A 16487-nucleotide genomic window follows, 5' to 3' on the forward strand; every position below is an offset into this window, starting at 1 on the left:
CGCTCAAGGACCTCACGGCCCAGAAGTGACGGCCTTACGCGCATCACCACGGGAGTCGGCGGCCCGGGAGAAATCCCGCTTCCGCCGGCTCCCGCAGGCATCACAGGAGAGGCACACACCCATGACCCGGGTGCTCGTGGTGGAGGACGACCCGCAGCTCGTACGGGCCCTCGTGATCAATCTGCAGGCACGCCGGTACGGCGTCGACGCGGCCCCCGACGGCGCCACCGCGCTCCGCCTGGCGGCCGCGCGCCAGCCCGACGTGGTGCTGCTCGACCTCGGCCTGCCCGACATGGACGGCGTCGACGTCATCAAGGGCCTGCGGGGCTGGAGCCGGGTGCCGATACTGGTCCTGTCCGCCCGGCAGGCGTCCGACGAGAAGGTCGCCGCCCTCGACGCCGGTGCCGACGACTACGTCACCAAGCCGTTCAGCATGGACGAGTTGCTGGCTCGGCTGCGGGCCGCCGTCCGCCGCACCGAGGAGCTTCCGCTCGTCCCGGAGACCACGCTGGTGCAGACGGACGGGTTCACCATCGACCTGCTCGCGAAGAAGGTCGTACGGGAGGGCCGCGACGTCCGCCTCACCCCGACCGAATGGCATCTGCTGGAGATCCTCGTCACCCATCCCGGCCGGCTGATCACCCAGAAGCAGCTGCTCCAGGAGGTCTGGGGCGTCTCCCAGAGCAACAAGACCAACTACCTGCGGGTCTACATGGCCCAGCTGCGCCGCAAACTGGAGGCGGACCCGTCGAGCCCCCGCTACCTCATCACCGAGCCCGGCATGGGCTACCGCTACGAAGGGTGACCACGACCGCGGCAGGCTCCGCCTCCACCTCGGTGCGGCTCCCGGCCCGGTCAGGACCTGCGGCCCGGTCAGGACCTGCGGCGCGGGCTGGACCTGCGGCGCGGTCAGGACCTGCGGCGCGGGCTGGACCTACGCCGGACGAGGTCCGCGGCAGCACCCTCCCACTCGGGCCGGACGAAGCCGAACCCGGCCGCGCGCAGTCGGCCCGGTACCACCCGGCGGCTCTTGAGCAGCAGTTCCGTGTCCGAGCGCAGCGCGAACGCGCCCAGTTCCGCCATCCAGCGCGTCGCCGGCAGTCCCACCGGGACGCCCCGGGCCGCGCGCAGCGTCCGCATGAACTCCCGGTGCGGGAGGGGGCCGGGCGAGGCCAGGTTCACCGGTCCGTCGAGGTCGTCCCGGGCGATCAGGAACTCCACCGCGCGCACGAAGTCCGTGTCATGGATCCAGGAGACGTACTGCGCACCGCCGGCGACCGGGCCGCCCAGTCCCAGCCGCACCAGCCGCAGCAGTACGTCGAACACCCCGCCCCGGTCCGGGCTCATGACCATCGCCGCGCGCAGCGCCACCTTCCGGGTCTTTGGGGTCCGCGCCTCGGCCTGCGCCCGCTCCCAGTTCTTCGCGATCTCGACGCTGTACGCCCAGTAGTCCGGCACTCCGGCCTCCGAGCCGCCGATCACCCCCGTCGCCTCGTCGTGCGCCGCGTCGAAGCGATGGGCGTAGATGGTCGCGGTGCTCATCTGCAGCCAGACGTGCGGCGGCCGTGCGGCAGCGGCGATCGCCTCGCCGACGACCCGGGCCGAGTCCACCCGGGAATCCATCATGGCCCGCAGGTTCTGGGGGGTGTAGCGGCAGGAGACGCTGCGCCCGGCCAGGTTGATCACGACGTCGCAGCCGTCGATCGCCTCGGCCCAGGGGCCGAGCGTGGCCCCGTCCCAGCCGAGGTCGTGTTCCCGCGCCGGGTTTCTGGTCAGCACCGTGACCTGGTGGCCGGCCGCCGTCAGCGCGCGGTCCAGGACCGTGCCCACCTGCCCCGTTCCCCCGGGCAGCACCACCTTCATCGAGCCCCCTCAGCTTCGGCTGCCACCAGCGTAACCCAGATTTGAACGCGTTCAAATAGCGGTTCGCGGTGTGCGCCGGTGCGCGCGGGGGCGACCCGGAGGGCCTCTCCGTGTCAACCCGGAGGCGTCCGGTGCCGCCGGGCGGGTGGCCCCTGGCGGGCGAGTCTTTAAAAGTTGCGCAATCCAGGAACTATTAGAGTCACAAGTCTTCAGCCGCGGTTCGGCGCGGCTGTTCCACCTGCGCCACAAGGGCGCCGCGAGGCTTTCTGTATCGGGGGACACATGACGGATGTAGGGCCGTCGGTCAGGGAGGTCGGCGTGGTCTTCGAGCGCATGCTCGACCAGGCCCTGAACTCCCAGCAGGTACGGGACGCCCTCGACCGTGCCGCCGGAGTGTTCAGCCGGGAGCAGCTGCGGACCCGGGCGCAGGAGGCGCGGACGGCCATCACCGCGGCGGTGGCCGTCGAGTACCAGGCCTACGTCCGGGCCCGGGCCGCGGTGACCGGGCCGCACTGTCCGGCGGACGGCGCGCGCCGTGCGGCACCGGCGCGGGGCGCGCGCCCGCTCCTGCTCCTGCCGGCCGCGGCCAGGGCGGTTCTCCGGCTGCGGGTGACGCGGCGCGGCGCTCGCTCTGCCGGTGAGGGGCGCACCCCGGCCGACGCCGAGGCCGCCGCGGAGGTGGCAAGGGCTCGGGAGGTGTGGGAACTGGCCCTGCTGGAACGGGGCGTTGTGCCCTTCCTGCTCGGACGGCTGGAAGAAGTGCTCATGCGGGAGCGGGGCGACCGGGCCGGGCGCCGGTCCGGCTGACCTCACGGGGCGGGTCCGCGCGCCGGTCCGTGCACACGGGGCACCGGTGGATACGGCGGCCTCCCGGCCCGCGGCGCCTCAGAGCGGCGTCGCCGCCCGCAGCAACAGCAGCAGGGTGAGCGCCGAGTTGGCCGAGAACATCGCGGAGAGGGCGGCTCCGGTGGCGGCGGTCCACAGGGCCAGGCCCACCGTCGTGAAGACCGACGGCCAGGCGCGCCCGGCGGGCGCCGGCCCGAGGAGGGCCGCGACCCGGCGGGGCAGCGGGCCGGGCGCGGCGAATCCGGTGAGCGTCGGCGCGGGTGCGGTACGCGAGACGAGCGCCGCCCTGCCGATGGCACGGGCCACGGCCTTGCGGCTGCCGACGGCCTGGGCCGCCTCCTCGTCCGCCCAGCGCTCCGCCGTGTAGGCGACCGCCGACCGCAGCGGCAGCAGGAACGGGTTGGCGCAGGCGGCCAGTCGGACGAGCAGCAGATGGCGGTGGTGCCGCGCGGCGAGGTGCGCGCGCTCGTGGGCGAACAGGGCGCGTCGCTCCCGTGCCGCGAGGCAGCCGAGCATCGCCGTGGACACCACGATCCGGTCGCGCCGCCCGCCCGCGGCCCGGCTCGCGGGCAGCGCGTAGGCGTAGGGCTGCCGGTCGTCCAGTACGGCCACCTCGGTGTCGCGCAGTCCCGCCAGGACCCGGTGGGCCCGCCACCGCACCCGGTGGTGCCGCAGCAGCGTGCGGCCCCAGGCGCCGACGACCGCGAGCAGCGCGGGGATGGCGGCTTTTCCGGCCACCTCGTGCCGTGGCACGCTCTCGCGCACCTCCGGGTCCGACCAGCCGTCCGGCAGGGGATTGCCGGGCAGTTGCGCGGTGCCGACCACCATCAGCAGCATCAGGCACACCGTGCTGCACAGTGCCATGACGGTGGAGACACCGGTCAGCAGCGCCGTGGCCGTACGGGGGTGGAGGCGCTGTTCGGCCAGGCGCGCGATCGGCCAGGCCGTCAGTGGCAGGACCAGCGGGAGGAGGACGAAGATCCCCATGCGTGCTCAGTCCTCGCCGGTGGCCTGGTCCAGCAGTTCGCGCAGCACCTGTTCGTCGCTCTCGGGCAGCGCGGTCAGGAAGCTGGCCAGCACGGCCCGCCGGTCCTGCTCGCCGTCCAGCACCTTGCGCATCTTCAGCGCGGCGAGCCCGGCCTCGTCCGCGGCCGGCATCCACACGAACGACCGTCCCTGGCGCGTGCGCGTGACGGCGCCCTTCGCCAGCAGGCGGGCCAGCACCGTCATCACGGTCGTGTAGGCGAGGCCGGCGGCCAGACGCTCCTGCACCCAGCCCGCGGTGACCGGGCCTTCGGCCTCGTGCAGGGCCGCGAGTACCCGGGTCTCCAGTGCGCCCTGAGCCCTGCGCCGACGGCGCGGATCCGGCTCCGCCACGCGGTGTCTCCCTTCCGCCTCCTGCCTCGGCCTCTCACGCCGTGGGAGCGTCACATCGTACAAAGCGGGCGCCGGTGGCTTGTTCACGTTCCTCGCGGTGATGTCGTCTCGCGCCGCCCGCCAGTTACTTCTACAGTGTTGTAGATTCAAATCGGGGTCCGGGGCAAGGGCCCGAACCGGCCGTGTGCGTGGAAGGACGAACCATGGGCGTTTCCCTGTCCAAGGGTGGCATCGCGGCGGACTTCGGCGTCAACGTCTGAGGCGATCCGCCCCGGCGGGAAGGCGCCGGGGGGAAGGCGCCGGGAGGTGCCGGGCGGGAAGGTGCCGGGCGGGAATCGGCCCGGCGGCTGAGCCTCGGCCCGGGCGCGGCCGAGACCCGCCCGGGCGACGGCGCCAGGGGCCGTGTCAGTCGCGGGAGTTGCCGAAGAGGATGCGGTAGCCGATGAGCAGCACCAGGGAGCCGCCGATCGCCGCGCCCCAGGTGTACAGGTCGAAGAAGTGCTTCTCCACCGGACGGTCGAGGAAGCGGGCGGAGAGCCAGCCGCCGATGAAGGCGCCCGCGACGCCGATGAGGGTCGTGCCGATCAGGCCACCCGGGTCGCGGCCGGGCAGGAGCATCTTGGCGATGGCTCCGGCGAGCAGGCCGAGGATGATCCAGCCGATGAAGCCCACGGTGTTGTCCTCCGGTCGGGTCGCGATCCGCGCGCCGGGCGGCGGACGCCGGCACGTGGATCGCCTGTTTGCGCAAGGCTTTGGATTGCCTGTTTGCGCAAGGTTAAGGACGGCTGAGGGTGCGGGGCGAGGGTCCTGTCCTTCTGATGACGTCCCGTCGAGGTTCTGTCACATGCTCAAGACATTGCGCAACTGGGGAACTGGAAGGGGTTAGGGTCGCGTTGATCACGATGGACGCGGGAAGCGGAAGCAGCTGCGGAGGCCGTGCATGAGTGAGTCCCTGACCAAGGGCGGCAATGTGTCGCTGAGCCGGCAGGCCCCCGGCCTGACCGCGGTGACGGCCGGGCTGGGCTGGCAGGCGGACACCGGGTACGAACTGGACGCCGCCGCCCTGTTGTGCGACGGGTCCGGACAGGTGCTGTCGGACGAGCACTTCGTCTTCTTCAACAACCTCACCAGCCCCGACGGGTCGGTCCGCCACGCGGGCCGGGGCGGCCCGGCCGGCGGCGACGACCAGCAGATCCGGATCGGCCTCACCCGGGTGCCCGACCAGGTCGAGAAGATCGTCTTCCTGGCGTCGCTGTACGAGGGCGCGAGCCGCGGCCAGGCCTTCGGGCAGGTGCACCGCGCGCACATCCGCCTCCTCGACCAGGACGGCGGCACCGAGCTGGCCCGCTACGACCTCTCGACCGGCGGCCTGACCGGCGAGACCGCGGTGGTCTTCGGCGAGCTGTACCGGCACGGCCCGGGATGGAAGTTCCGGGCGGTCGGCCAGGGCTACGCCTCGGGTCTGGCCGGTATCGCCGCGGACTACGGCGTGGACGTCCTGCGCGAGACGGCGGCACCCGCCCCGGCCCCGCTCTCGTCGCGGAAGGCGAGCACCCACGTGCCCGACGCACTGCCCGCACCGCCCGCCCCGGCCGCCGTACCCCTTGCACCCCCGGCCGCCGTACCCCCTGCGCCTCCGGCCGCCGTACCTCCCGCACCCCCGGCCTTCGCCCCCTCATCGCATCCTCTCGGGAGCCCCTCCGTGACCTGTTTCTTCGACCCCAACCACGGCCCCGGCACGACGACCGTCACCTGGTCCCCGCAGTGGGGCGTGCCGCGGCCGGTCCAGACGTGCGGCGGCTGCGCACAGCGGGTGCAGACCACGGCGCCGCCCTTCTACACGCCGCCCCAGCAGGGCTACCCGCAGCCCGTGCCGCAGGGCTACCCCCAGCAGGGCTACCCCCAGCAGGGCTACCCGCAGCCGGGTTACCCGCAGCAAAGTGGCTACGGACAGCCGTACGCGGACCACCACGATCATCACGACCACTACGACCACCAGCAGGGCGGCGGCCGTCGCTTCGGCACCGGCGCGCTCATCGGCGCGGGCGCGGCCGGCCTCATCGGCGGCGCCCTGCTGAACGAGGCGTTCGACGACGACGAACCCGACGTCGTCAACAACTTCTACGAGGACTGACCCGATCCGAGGACAGACCCGACCGGTGGTCCCGGCGGCGCACGGCTGCCGGGGGACCGGCCCTTACCATGGGTGGGCGCATGTGCGTCGGCTGTGAACAGGGCGGGACGGGAGAGGGCTGTGACGGAGATCGCCGGTGGCTTCGAGGACCCGTCGGCCGATGTGCTGGCGGCGGCTGCCGCCGCGTTCGGACTGCTCGCCTCCTCCTCCCGGCTCCATCTGATGTGGGCTCTGTCGCAGGGCGAGAGCGATGTCACGCACCTCGCCGACCGGGTGGGCGGTGCGCTGCCGGCGGTCAGCCAGCACCTGGCCAAGCTGAAGCTCGCCGGGCTCGTCCGCTCCCGGCGCGAGGGCCGGCGGCAGATCTACTACATCGACGACCCCGACGTGGTGACGCTGGTGCGGGTGATGGTGGTCCAGCTGACCGCGCGTTCGCAGCAGACCCCCACCGCGGTCCACCGGCTGCGCGGGATCGGTGGCTGAGACCACCGCGGCCTCGGGACAGGACGCTCGGACACCGGCTCCCGGCACCGCTGCCGCTCCCGGCGACGACCGGGGCCCGGCCGCGCCGCCCCGTCCGGGAACCGGCGCCCCGACCCTGCTCGACGTCCTGCGCGAGCTGGACACCGGCCCGCGCGGCCTGACGGAGGCACAGGCCGAGCAGCGGCTGGCCCGGTGCGGAGAGAACAGCCTCCCGGACCGGCGGGAGCCCTCCTGGCCCCGGTTGTTCCTGCGCAGCCTGCGGGACCCGTTCACCGCCGTACTGCTCTGCCTCGGGCTGGTGTCCGCGGCCGTCTTCGCCTGGGGGACCGCCGCGGTGATCCTCCTGCTGGTCGCCGTGAGCTGTGTGCTGCGGGCGACCGGGGAGCACCGGGCCGACCGCTCCACGGCCGAGCTGCGCGAACTGGTCGCCACCACCGCCACGGTGCTGCGCCGCGCCGACGACGGCGCCGAGCCGGTCCCGCGGGAACTCCCGGTGGGCGAGCTGGTCCCGGGAGACGTGGTCCGGCTCGGCCCCGGTGACCTGGTACCGGCGGACGTACGGCTGCTGCGGGCCGGCGGACTGACCGTGCACCAGTCCGCCCTGACGGGTGAGTCGGCTCCCGTCGGCAAGACGGCCGACCCGGTGCCCGGCGTCCCCGACACCGCCGTCCTCGACCATCCGCAGTGCTGCTTCCAGGGCAGCAGCGTCGTCTCGGGCAGCGCCACCGCGGTCGTCACCGCGACCGGCGGGCGGACCCGGTTCGCCGCCGCCCACGGCCGCAGTGCCGGGCGGCAGGACCCGAGCGCCTTCGACCGCTCCGTCCACGGCGTCTCCTGGATCCTGATCCGGTTCATGCTGCTGACCCCGCCGCTGGTCCTGATGGCCAACGCGGCGCTGCGCGGACGCGGTCTGGAGACGCTTCCGTTCGCCGTCGCGGTGGCGGTCGGGCTGACGCCCGAGATGCTGCCGGTCCTCGTCACCACCTGCCTGGCCCGGGGCGCCTCGCTGCTGGCCCGCACCCACGGGGTGATCGTCAAGCGGCTGCCCGCACTGCACGACGCCGGCGCCGTCGACGTGCTGTGCGTGGACAAGACCGGCACCCTCACCCAGGACCGGCCGACGGTGGACCGCGCTCTCGGCCCCGACGGCGCGGACGACCCCGAGGTCCTGCACTGGGCCGCCGTCAACGCATGGTGGACCCTGCAACTCGCCGACCTGCCCGTCCCCGACGCCCTTGACGAGGCGGTCCTTCAGGCCGCCGACGCGGACGCCATGATGGCGTACGACGGTGTGGCGGCCGTCCCCTTCGACCCGCTGCGCCGCCTCGCCACCGCCGTCGTCCGCACCCCCGGGCGGCTCGGCGTGCACACCCTGGTCGTCAAGGGAGACGTCCGGGCCGTGCTGGAACGCTGCGCGCTCGCCGACGCCGAGCGCGCGCGCCTGCGGGCACTTGCCTCCCGCCTGGCCGACGACGGGCTGCGGGTCCTCGCGGTCGCCACCGACGAACGCCCGGCAAGACTGCGCGACCACACCCCGGCCGACGAACGCGGCCTCGCCTTTCGCGGCCTGATCACCCTGCGGGACGCGCTCGTGTCCACCGCCGCCGACGCGCTGCACGTGCTCACCGGCCAGGGCGTCGCCGTCAAGGTCCTCACCGGCGACCACCCGGGCACCGCCGCCCGCGCCTGCCGCGACCTCGGCATCCCCGTGACGGCGGACGACGTGGTCGACGCCGATGCCATCGACGCCCTCGACGACGCCGAACTGGCCGGGCTGGCCCGCCGCAGGACCGTCTTCGCCCGCTGCACCCCCGACCACAAGGCCCGGATCACCCAGGCCCTGCGCGGCGCCGGGCTGACGGTCGGCTTCCTCGGCGACGGTGTCAACGACCTGCCCGCCCTGCGCGCCGCCGACGTCGGCATCGCCCCCCGCGACGCCGCCGACGTGGCCCGCGAGGGCGCCGACGTGGTGCTCGCCGAGAAGGACCTCACCGCCGTCGCCCACGCCATCGAGGCCGGCCGGCACGCGGGCGGCAACATCGCCACCTATCTGCGCATCGCGCTCTCCTCCAACCTCGGCAACGTCATCGCGATGCTCTCCGCCGGGCTGCTGCTGCCCTTCCTGCCGATGCTCCCCGTGCAGGTCCTCGCCCAGAACCTGTGCTTCGACGCCGCCCAGCTCGCCTTCGCCCACGACCGCCCCCACCCGTCGGTGCTGCGCCGGCCCACCCTGCTGCGCCCGCGGGACCTCCTGCGCTTCATCACGGCGTTCGGGGTGCTCAACGCCGTCGCCGACCTGGCTACCTTCGGCGTCCTCGCGCTCGCCCTGCACGGGCCCGGGACCGGCGACGACGAGGCGGTGTTCCACTCCGGCTGGTTCACCGAGAACCTGCTCACCCAGGCCCTGGTGATGGTCCTGCTGCGCGTCGGCCGTCTCCCGCGCTCCCGGCGCCGGCCGGGCGGCGGGACTCCCGTCACGGCGGGCCGCGGGACCCCCGTCACGGCGGGCCGCGGGCCCGGCCCGGTCACCTGGGCGGCGATCGGCCTGGCCGTGATCGGCCTGGCGCTTCCGCCGTCACCGCTCGGCCCGGCGCTCGGCCTGACCGCCCTGCCCGCCCTGTACTACGCCCTGCTCACCGCCGTCCTGGCCCTGTACGCCGCGGGGCTCGTGGCGGCCCGCAAGGGCTACGAACGGCGCTGCGCGGCCAAGGGAACGGGACACCCGCGGCAGCGGGGCACGCCCGACCCGAGCGACGCCGCCTCACACGGCACTTAGCCGTCCTGCTGTCCAGCCTCCTCACACGGTTCTTAGCGGTGCTGCTGTACAAGGGGGCGAGCTGTGGAGGGGGCGCGGAGGGGCGGGACATGTCCGACTCCCGGGCCCGCAGGCTTCGGCGCTGCCTCCCGTGCTGGTCGTCGCCGTGGCGCTGTACCTCGTCGTGTGTGCGTCCGGTGAGAGTCGACGCGGCGGGACGCGGGCAGGCGGGCACGGGTGGGCGAGGGTTGACGCGGCCGGAAACGGGCAGGCGGGCCCAGGTGGGGACGGGCAGGCGGGCCACGGGCGGGCGCAGTCGGCGAGAGATGCCTCACCTGAGAATCGCGTATGGATCTGTGCTGCTCCGGCCACGGGTTTGTTAGATTGCGCAACTACGCAACCCGGGCGGAGTCCGACTCCGCCGCCTGCCCGTACACCGCCGAGCATCCCGGCCGTACCCGACGGCCACGCCCTGCCGGCCCGACCGTTCATGCATGGGAGTGGGAGATGAGCGACCCGTGGGACGGTCCGGTCGGTCAGGCCACGCGCAACCGCACCGCCAAGGTGCCCGGACAGCGCACGGCCGGCGGTGACGGAGCGCGTCTCGCGGGCGGCCGGGCCGCGGCCCGGGCGGCCTCCCGCTCGGGCGGCTCACGGTCCAGGCGGCGCGCCCGGCAGGCGGGGCGCGGCAGGCGGGTGCTGAAGATCCTCGGGATCTGCATGTCGGTTCTCGTCGTGATCACGGCCGGTGCGGGCTGGTGGTTCTACCAGCATCTGAACGGCAACATCCAGAGCTTCTCGCTCGACGGCAAGGGCGGCGCGGAGAAGGCGGACGCCTTCGGCCGCACGCCGATCAACATCCTGGTGATGGGTTCGGACGGCCGCACCAGCAAGACGGACTGCAAGCTCGGCGGCGGCTGTTCGAAGACCGGTGTGCAGACCGGCAGCAACGCGGACGTGGAGATGGTGGTGCACATATCCGCCGACCGCTCCAACGCCACCGTGATGAGCATTCCCCGCGACACCATGGCCCGCGTTCCGGCCTGCAAGGACACCAAGAGCGGCCAGTCCACCTCCGGCTACTACGGGCAGATCAACAGCGCGCTGCAGTACGGCCCGGCCTGTCAGGTGGCCACCGTCCACCAGCTCACCGGCATCCCCATCGACCACTTCGTCAAGCTGGACTTCTCCGGCGTGGTCCAGATGTCCGACGCGGTCGGCGGAGTGTCCGTGTGCGTCAGTGACAACGTCTACGACACCTACTCGCACCTGAAGCTGTCCAAGGGCAGTCACACCCTCAAGGGCGTCGCCGCCCTGGAGTTCGTGCGCTCCCGGCACGGTTTCGGCGACGGCAGCGACCTGGGCCGTACCGTCTCCCAGCACATCTTCCTGAGCGCGATGATCCGCAAGTTCAAGAGTGCGGGCACGCTCACCGACCCCGGCGCGGTCTACGACCTCGCGGACGCGGCCACCAAGGCGCTGGCCGTGGACGACGGCCTGGGCACCGTGAAGAAGCTGATCTCGCTCGCGTCCGACGTGAACAAGGTCCCCACCAAGCGGATGACCTTCACGACGATGCAGACGGCCCCCGACCCGAACAACAACGACCGCGTGGTGGTGGGTCCGGGCGCCAAGACCCTCTTCTCCACCATCGCCGACGACCAGTCGCTGACCACCGGCTCGGGCAAGAAGTCCGCGGCGGCCTCGGCGACCGCGAAGGCCACGGCCACCGTGAAGGCCGTACCCGCGGCGCAGGTCGCCGTGACGGTGGAGAACGGCACGGAGATCACCGGCCGCGCCTCCGTGATCGCGACGGCGCTCACCGACAAGGGCTTCAGCCCGGACACGACCACGGCCAACGCCCCGAGCCCCGCGGCCACCACCACGCTCACCTACGGCACCGGCCAGAAGGGCGAGGCGCAGACGGCCGCCAAGGCGCTCGGCCTGTCCGGCTCGCACCTGAAGCAGGGCACCGGAACCGGTCTGACCCTGGTGATCGGCAGCGACTGGCCGAGCGGCACCGGCTTCCCGGGCGGTGCGTCCTCGCCGGCGCCCGCCGACACCAAGGCCGCGGTCTCCAACGCCCATGCCCAGACCGCCGACCAGGCCAAGACCTGCGCCAAGGTCAGCCCCTACAGGACGGTCAGTCTCAACGGCGTCTCCATGACACCGGCCCAGGCGTACGCGGCGGCGCGCAACAAGCCCGATTCGGACAGCTGAGACGGCGTCTGCCTCGCCTCAGGGTTGTACAGTTGCGCAATGTAGCAATCGTGGCGGCAGGTGCGGCACGTCTGGCCCGTACCGCCGCCGGCGTTCGGAAGGGGTGGGCGGGATGCTCCGCAACGGACTGGAACCCTGGCACCTGCTGGTCGTGGCCGTCGTGATCATCGTCCTGTTCGGGTCCAAGAAGCTGCCGGAGGCCGCACGTGGACTGGGCAAGTCGATGCGCATCCTCAAGAGCGAGGCGAAGGCCATGAAGGAGGACGGGGCGACCCCGGCCGAGAGCGTGACGGTGCCCGGCCAGACCGCGGAGAACGCACAGGTCCACTGAGCCGCGCTCGCTGCGCCGGCCGGAACGGGTCAGGGGCTGGCGACGTCGAAGCCGTAGCGCAGCGGCTCGCCGGTCACGGTGTAGTCGCGGCGGTAGAGGTGCACCGCCTCCGCGCGCAGACCGGGCGGTGCGCCCTCGACCTGGCAGGGGCGGGTCACCTGGATCACGCGGGGCCGCCCGGAGACCTTGATCCGCACTCCGTCCGCGGGCCCTCCGTCCAGCACCGCGGCCTCCCAGCCGCCCGTCGTCTCGCTCGTCTCCACGGCGACAGTTTAAATCTTGCGCAAGTCTCCGGTGTGTGAAGGAGGCCACGGCGGCGAGCGCGTCCCGGTGGCGGGCCGGCCCGTCGGGGCACCCCACGGCCGCTGCGGGCCGTCCTGTGGAATCCACGGAATCGGCCCGCTCCATCCTTGGGATTCCCCAGTAGTGACCGGTGTCGCGTCCTGTCAGGATGGGGAGTGACCGCGAGACGGGGGGCAGGCGTCGCCGGGAGCGGCGTCCGCGGGTCAGGTTCCGCTGTGCGCGTGGAAGCGCGGCGGGGAGGAGAGCGTGGCGTCGACCATGCGGGCCAGGGCGGCATCGTCGTAACCGTCGCCGTAGAAGACGCTGCGGAACATCATCGCGCCGGCCCACATCTCCAGCGCCAGCGAGATGTCGGTGTCCTGGGGAAGGTCGCCCCGGTCCATGGCCCGCTCCAGCACGGTGCGGGACCGTGCCCGGCGCGGCTCGATCACCTCTTCGCGCAACTGCTGGCGCAGTTCGGGGTTCTGGGCCGTGTCGGCCACCAGCGCGGGCAGGACGGCGTTCATCTCGGGGGATCCGAAGAAGCTGGCGAGGGCCTCCTTGGCGACGCTCAGCAGTTCGCCGCGGGTGTCCCCGGTCTCGGCGGTCGGGACCTCTCTGAGTCGACTGCGCACCGCGTCGAGGACGAGAGCCGCCTTGTTCGGCCACGAGCGGTAGAGCGTGGCCTTGCCGACCTTGGCCCGCACGGCCACCTGCTCGATGGTCATGCGGGTGTAGCCGCGCTCCTCCAGCTGCTCCAATGCGGCGGCGAGGATGCGCTTCCTCGCCTCGAGGTCGCGCCGGTGAGGGCCGCTTGCGTCCACGACGTTCTGCAAGGTTCGCTTGGTCCCCATTCGCCTCTCCCGCACAGCGTGTTCCGTGGTGGCCCGGACTTCTGACCCTCGTCAGAACGATTCGGTTCGTATTCATTATGGGTCGCGGCAGCCGACCCCTGGCTCCTGGGCGACCGGCCGCTGAGGGGGGGGTGAAACGGCCGGTCCGGCTCATCCGGTACGGATCCCGCCGGGCGTGGACGAGGGAGGGGTTCCTCGAACCCGGGCGGGCACGTCGGGGGCCGGGGGGCTCGGGGCCCCGTGCGGTGGTGCCTGCTCTCTGTTCAGAACGGATCGTTTCGTTTTATGGTAAGAACCCGTCACGAGGCTGTCAAGGCTGCCCGCACCGCGACGGCGCCGCGGCTGTTCGTCCGCCTCCGGGAAAGGGCAGGTGGGCACGGCCTCCACCGCAGAACCCGACGCGGCGGCGGTGCGGGTCAGACGAGTTCGACGGCCGTGCGGGAGGTCACCAGGCCCATGTAGTCACGGCAGTCGAGACCGGTCAGCTCGCGCCAGCGGTCCAGCCGGTAGGTGAGCGTGTTGGCGTGCAGGTGCACGGCGCGGGCCGCCGCGGCGACCGAGAAACCGTGGTCGGCGAAGGCGCGTACCGCGTCGGCCAGATGGGGATGCGTGCGTGCCGCGGCGATCGCGTCCTCGAACAACGGCCGGGTGTCGGCCGCCGATTCCTCCGCCAGGGCCGACAGCCATACGTCGGCATAGCGGTGGACGCCGGGCCGCAGACGTGCGGCACGCAGGGCGCGGCGGGCGTCGGCCAGGCTGTGACGGGCCCCCGCCACCCCTTCCCGGCACAGGCCCGCGCCGACGACGGCCGCTCCGGCCTCCGTCAGGGCGGCCTCGACCGCGGACGCCTCCGTGTGCTGGCCGATCAGGACCAGCTGGCCGTCGGCGTGGACGACGACGCAGCGGCCGGGCTGTTGCTCCAGGCGCGTGTGCAGAAGCCGGCCCGTCGCGCTGTCGTCCGGGGACGACGCGACCCACGCCTGGAAGCTGCCCGCGGGGTCCATGCCGAGGCGCTCCAGCGCGGTCCGCACGTCGGCGTCGGACGTGCCCGCGGTGTCCAGGGCGTTGAGCAGCTGCTTGCCCACGACGCTGACATCGAGCCAGGTGCCGACGAGGGCCTGCTGGTGACCGGCGCTCACGGTGGCGACGAGGTTCTGCAGCCACAGCATGGAACGTTCCATCGCGCCGACCAGCGTGGCGAGGAAGTCGCCGTGGGCGGTGTTCCAGGGAAACCCGATCCACACCGCGCGCAGGGCGACGTAGAAACTGAGCGTCAGTTCCTCCGCGGGGATGCCCTGGACGGCCCTGCGGGCGCCGTAGGCCCGGGCGATGTCCGCCTCCGAGGCCGTGGTCGCCGAGCGGGACTCCGCCACCGCATTGATCCCGGCGTTCAGGAACTGCCGCACCGTGGCCAACAGGTCGGCCGCGTCCTGTCCGCAGTCGCGGAAGCTGGGCAGCTGTTCCAGCACCGCGGCCGTGGCGCCCTCCGACAGCTGGTCGAGGCGCTCCCGGAGGATCTCGGCCAGCTCCGCCGTCGACGTCCCCTGCACAGGCCGGTCCGGGGTCGTCGGCCTCCCTTCTTCGGTGGACTCCTCGCCTGTCGCTGTGTACATGCCCGTCCCGTTGCTGGAGCGCCACCAGTTCTGTTCAGCAACGACCTTAGTGGGGCGGTCGGGGCGGCGGGACGGCAGACACCGTGCGAGGTGTCAGCGGGCGTGGGCGCCGGCCGGGACGGCGCAGACGGACGCGTGCAGACGGTCCGCCGCACTCTCCAGAGCGTTCACCGCGGTCGCGGGTGTCCCCAGCTCACGGACGGTGACGTAGCAGCCGGAAAGGACGTGGCGGGCGCCCATGCTGTTCAGCACCGGCGGCAGCGCATGGTCCAGCGCCAGCCCGTGCTGGGGCGAGCTGCCGGTGGCCAGGGGCAGTACGGACTTGCCGTCGAGCGCATCGCGGGGCAGGAGGTCCAGGAACACCTTCAACAGGCCGGAGAAGGAGGCCTTGTAGACGGGCGTGCCGATGACGACCCCGTCGGCGGCGGTCAGTTCGTCCACGGCCCTGCGGACGGCGGGCGCGGTGGCATCCGCCGCCATCAGCGACGTCGCGGGCAGGTCGCGGACCGACAGCCAGGCCGTGTCGTGCCCGTGGCCGGCCAGCCGGGGCATCACGAACTCCTCCAGCACGGCCCGGGTGCTGGAGTGGGCGGACGGACTCGCACAGACGACGAGGATGGCACCCATCCAAGGTGTCCTTTCAGAGGTGGTTGACGTCACCGGCGTACGGCTGCCGGGTGTGTTCGTACGAGCGCAGTGCCCGCTCGGCTGCTCGAACCGCTCGGCCCGCGGTGCCCGCTCGGCCTGCTAGGCCTGCTGGACCCGCTGACCCGCTGACCCGCTGACCCGCTGACCCGCTCGGCCCGGGAGGTGAGGGGGCGAGGTCAGTGCGCCACGAGGAGGCCGTTGCCGGCGGTGGTGCTGCTCCCGGAGGTGAGCAGTGTGATGTCGGCCAGCAGCCGGGGCACCTCGTTGCTCTGCCAGGGGAAGAAGTGGTCGCCCGGCAGGACGCGAAGGCCCAGCCACTGCCGGGTGAGGCGCTGCCACTGGGCCATCGAGGGCCCGGGATGGAGGGGGTCGTAGCGTCCCGCCAGGGCCAGCAGGGGCACGTCGAGCGGTGCGGCCGGGGCGGGCGCGGCGGCCAGGATCCTCAGATCCGCGCGGGCGACGTGCAGTTCGGCCGCGCGCAGGTCGGGCGACGCCAGCACCTGCGGTGGTGCATGGCCGAGCTGTCCGAGGTGCGCCCTCAGCTGGTCGGGGCGCTCCGCGAGGACGCCGTAGGCCTTGCGGTCCAGGCGGTCGGCGGGGCACAGGCCGGCCGGCACCAGGACCGAGGGCGGGGCGCCCCACGCGCACAGGCGGCGGGCCGTTTCGTAGGCCAGGAGTGCGCCGGTGCCGTGCCCGAACAGCACGAGGGGCGCGGCGGCGGCGAGCGGAGCCAGCTCACGGGTGATCCTGTCGGCGATCCGCTCCGGGTTCTCCTCCGGTTCCGATCCGGCCCGGGTGCCGTGACCGGGCAGTTCGACGGCGCTCAGTTCCACGCCCCGGGGCAGGGCGGGCGCCCAAGAGCGGTAGACGGCAGCCGCGCCTGCGGTGCAGGGCAGGCACACGATCCGGGCCCGTACACGGGCGACCGGTTTCAGGATGCGGAGCCAAGGGTTCACAGGTCCTCCACGGGCCGGCGGGGAAACGCGGGGTGCGCCACGGCGGGCGCGGGTCACGGGCAAGGCGCGCGTGTCACAGGGAAGGTGCGCCTGTCACAGGCAAGGTGCGCGCGTCGAAGGGAAGG

The 16487-nt window shown here is 73.0% G+C and carries 16 protein-coding genes; 7 read left to right on the top strand and 9 right to left on the bottom strand.

Features of this window, described 5'->3' with window-relative positions; all coding sequences use genetic code 11:
* The first annotated feature begins 121 nt into the window (after window positions 1-121).
* Complete coding sequence (locus tag ACFZCP_RS32140; RefSeq protein WP_391434033.1) at window positions 122-805, top strand: response regulator; 684 nt, start codon at window positions 122-124, stop codon at window positions 803-805.
* Between the two features lie 104 nt (window positions 806-909).
* Here ACFZCP_RS32140 and ACFZCP_RS32145 read toward each other — a convergent pair whose 3' ends face one another.
* Window positions 910-1863, bottom strand: a complete 954-nt coding sequence (locus tag ACFZCP_RS32145) for a TIGR01777 family oxidoreductase (RefSeq protein ID WP_391434036.1) — start codon at window positions 1861-1863, stop codon at window positions 910-912.
* Window positions 1864-2145: 282 nt separating this feature from the next.
* Between ACFZCP_RS32145 and ACFZCP_RS32150 the strand changes: the two genes are divergently transcribed.
* Window positions 2146-2670, top strand: coding sequence for a hypothetical protein (locus ACFZCP_RS32150; RefSeq protein ID WP_391434039.1), 525 nt, complete (start codon window positions 2146-2148; stop codon window positions 2668-2670).
* Between the two features lie 78 nt (window positions 2671-2748).
* Here ACFZCP_RS32150 and ACFZCP_RS32155 read toward each other — a convergent pair whose 3' ends face one another.
* The 3 genes from ACFZCP_RS32155 to ACFZCP_RS32165 form a co-directional block, all read right to left on the bottom strand.
* Entirely contained in the window at window positions 2749-3696 is a 948-nt protein-coding gene (locus ACFZCP_RS32155) for a M48 family metalloprotease (protein WP_391434042.1), read from the bottom strand.
* A gap of 6 nt (window positions 3697-3702) precedes the next feature.
* Window positions 3703-4086, bottom strand: coding sequence for a BlaI/MecI/CopY family transcriptional regulator (locus ACFZCP_RS32160; RefSeq protein ID WP_391434047.1), 384 nt, complete (start codon window positions 4084-4086; stop codon window positions 3703-3705).
* A 405-nt stretch (window positions 4087-4491) separates the two neighbouring features.
* A complete protein-coding gene (locus tag ACFZCP_RS32165) occupies window positions 4492-4758 on the bottom strand; it encodes a GlsB/YeaQ/YmgE family stress response membrane protein (RefSeq protein ID WP_362693033.1) in 267 nt (88 codons plus the stop codon).
* Between the two features lie 268 nt (window positions 4759-5026).
* Between ACFZCP_RS32165 and ACFZCP_RS32170 the strand changes: the two genes are divergently transcribed.
* From ACFZCP_RS32170 to tatA, 5 genes are all read left to right on the top strand, one after another.
* Window positions 5027-6220, top strand: coding sequence for a TerD family protein (locus ACFZCP_RS32170; RefSeq protein WP_391434051.1), 1194 nt, complete (start codon window positions 5027-5029; stop codon window positions 6218-6220).
* A gap of 120 nt (window positions 6221-6340) precedes the next feature.
* The gene (locus tag ACFZCP_RS32175) at window positions 6341-6703 is read left to right on the top strand and encodes a metalloregulator ArsR/SmtB family transcription factor (RefSeq protein WP_391434054.1); all 363 of its coding nucleotides are present in this window, start codon (window positions 6341-6343) and stop codon (window positions 6701-6703) included.
* Window positions 6696-9479, top strand: coding sequence for a magnesium-translocating P-type ATPase (gene mgtA, locus ACFZCP_RS32180; RefSeq protein WP_391434057.1), 2784 nt, complete (start codon window positions 6696-6698; stop codon window positions 9477-9479). Before ACFZCP_RS32175 ends, mgtA begins: the two co-directional genes overlap by 8 nt.
* 486 nt (window positions 9480-9965) lie before the next feature.
* Entirely contained in the window at window positions 9966-11678 is a 1713-nt protein-coding gene (locus ACFZCP_RS32185; RefSeq protein ID WP_391434060.1) for an LCP family protein, read from the top strand.
* Window positions 11679-11790: 112 nt separating this feature from the next.
* Window positions 11791-12009, top strand: a complete 219-nt coding sequence (gene tatA, locus ACFZCP_RS32190) for a Sec-independent protein translocase subunit TatA (RefSeq protein WP_362693018.1) — start codon at window positions 11791-11793, stop codon at window positions 12007-12009.
* A gap of 29 nt (window positions 12010-12038) precedes the next feature.
* Here tatA and ACFZCP_RS32195 read toward each other — a convergent pair whose 3' ends face one another.
* The 5 genes from ACFZCP_RS32195 to ACFZCP_RS32215 all read right to left on the bottom strand — a co-directional run bounded on the left by ACFZCP_RS32195 (window position 12039) and on the right by ACFZCP_RS32215 (window position 16362).
* Window positions 12039-12272 carry a hypothetical protein gene (locus ACFZCP_RS32195; RefSeq protein WP_391434065.1) on the bottom strand — a complete coding sequence of 78 codons (234 nt, stop codon included), beginning with the start codon at window positions 12270-12272 and terminating at the stop codon, window positions 12039-12041.
* A 243-nt stretch (window positions 12273-12515) separates the two neighbouring features.
* Window positions 12516-13145 carry a TetR/AcrR family transcriptional regulator C-terminal ligand-binding domain-containing protein gene (locus tag ACFZCP_RS32200; protein ID WP_391434070.1) on the bottom strand — a complete coding sequence of 210 codons (630 nt, stop codon included), beginning with the start codon at window positions 13143-13145 and terminating at the stop codon, window positions 12516-12518.
* Window positions 13146-13561: 416 nt separating this feature from the next.
* Window positions 13562-14758, bottom strand: a complete 1197-nt coding sequence (locus ACFZCP_RS32205) for a helix-turn-helix domain-containing protein (protein WP_391434073.1) — start codon at window positions 14756-14758, stop codon at window positions 13562-13564.
* 93 nt (window positions 14759-14851) lie between these two features.
* Complete coding sequence (gene ssuE / locus ACFZCP_RS32210) at window positions 14852-15385, bottom strand: NADPH-dependent FMN reductase (RefSeq protein WP_391434077.1); 534 nt, start codon at window positions 15383-15385, stop codon at window positions 14852-14854.
* 197 nt (window positions 15386-15582) lie between these two features.
* Complete coding sequence (locus tag ACFZCP_RS32215) at window positions 15583-16362, bottom strand: alpha/beta fold hydrolase (protein ID WP_362693003.1); 780 nt, start codon at window positions 16360-16362, stop codon at window positions 15583-15585.
* Window positions 16363-16487: the final 125 nt, after the last annotated feature.

Source organism: Streptomyces sp. NPDC007971 (assembly GCF_042958635.1).
Taxonomy (GTDB): domain Bacteria; phylum Actinomycetota; class Actinomycetes; order Streptomycetales; family Streptomycetaceae; genus Streptomyces.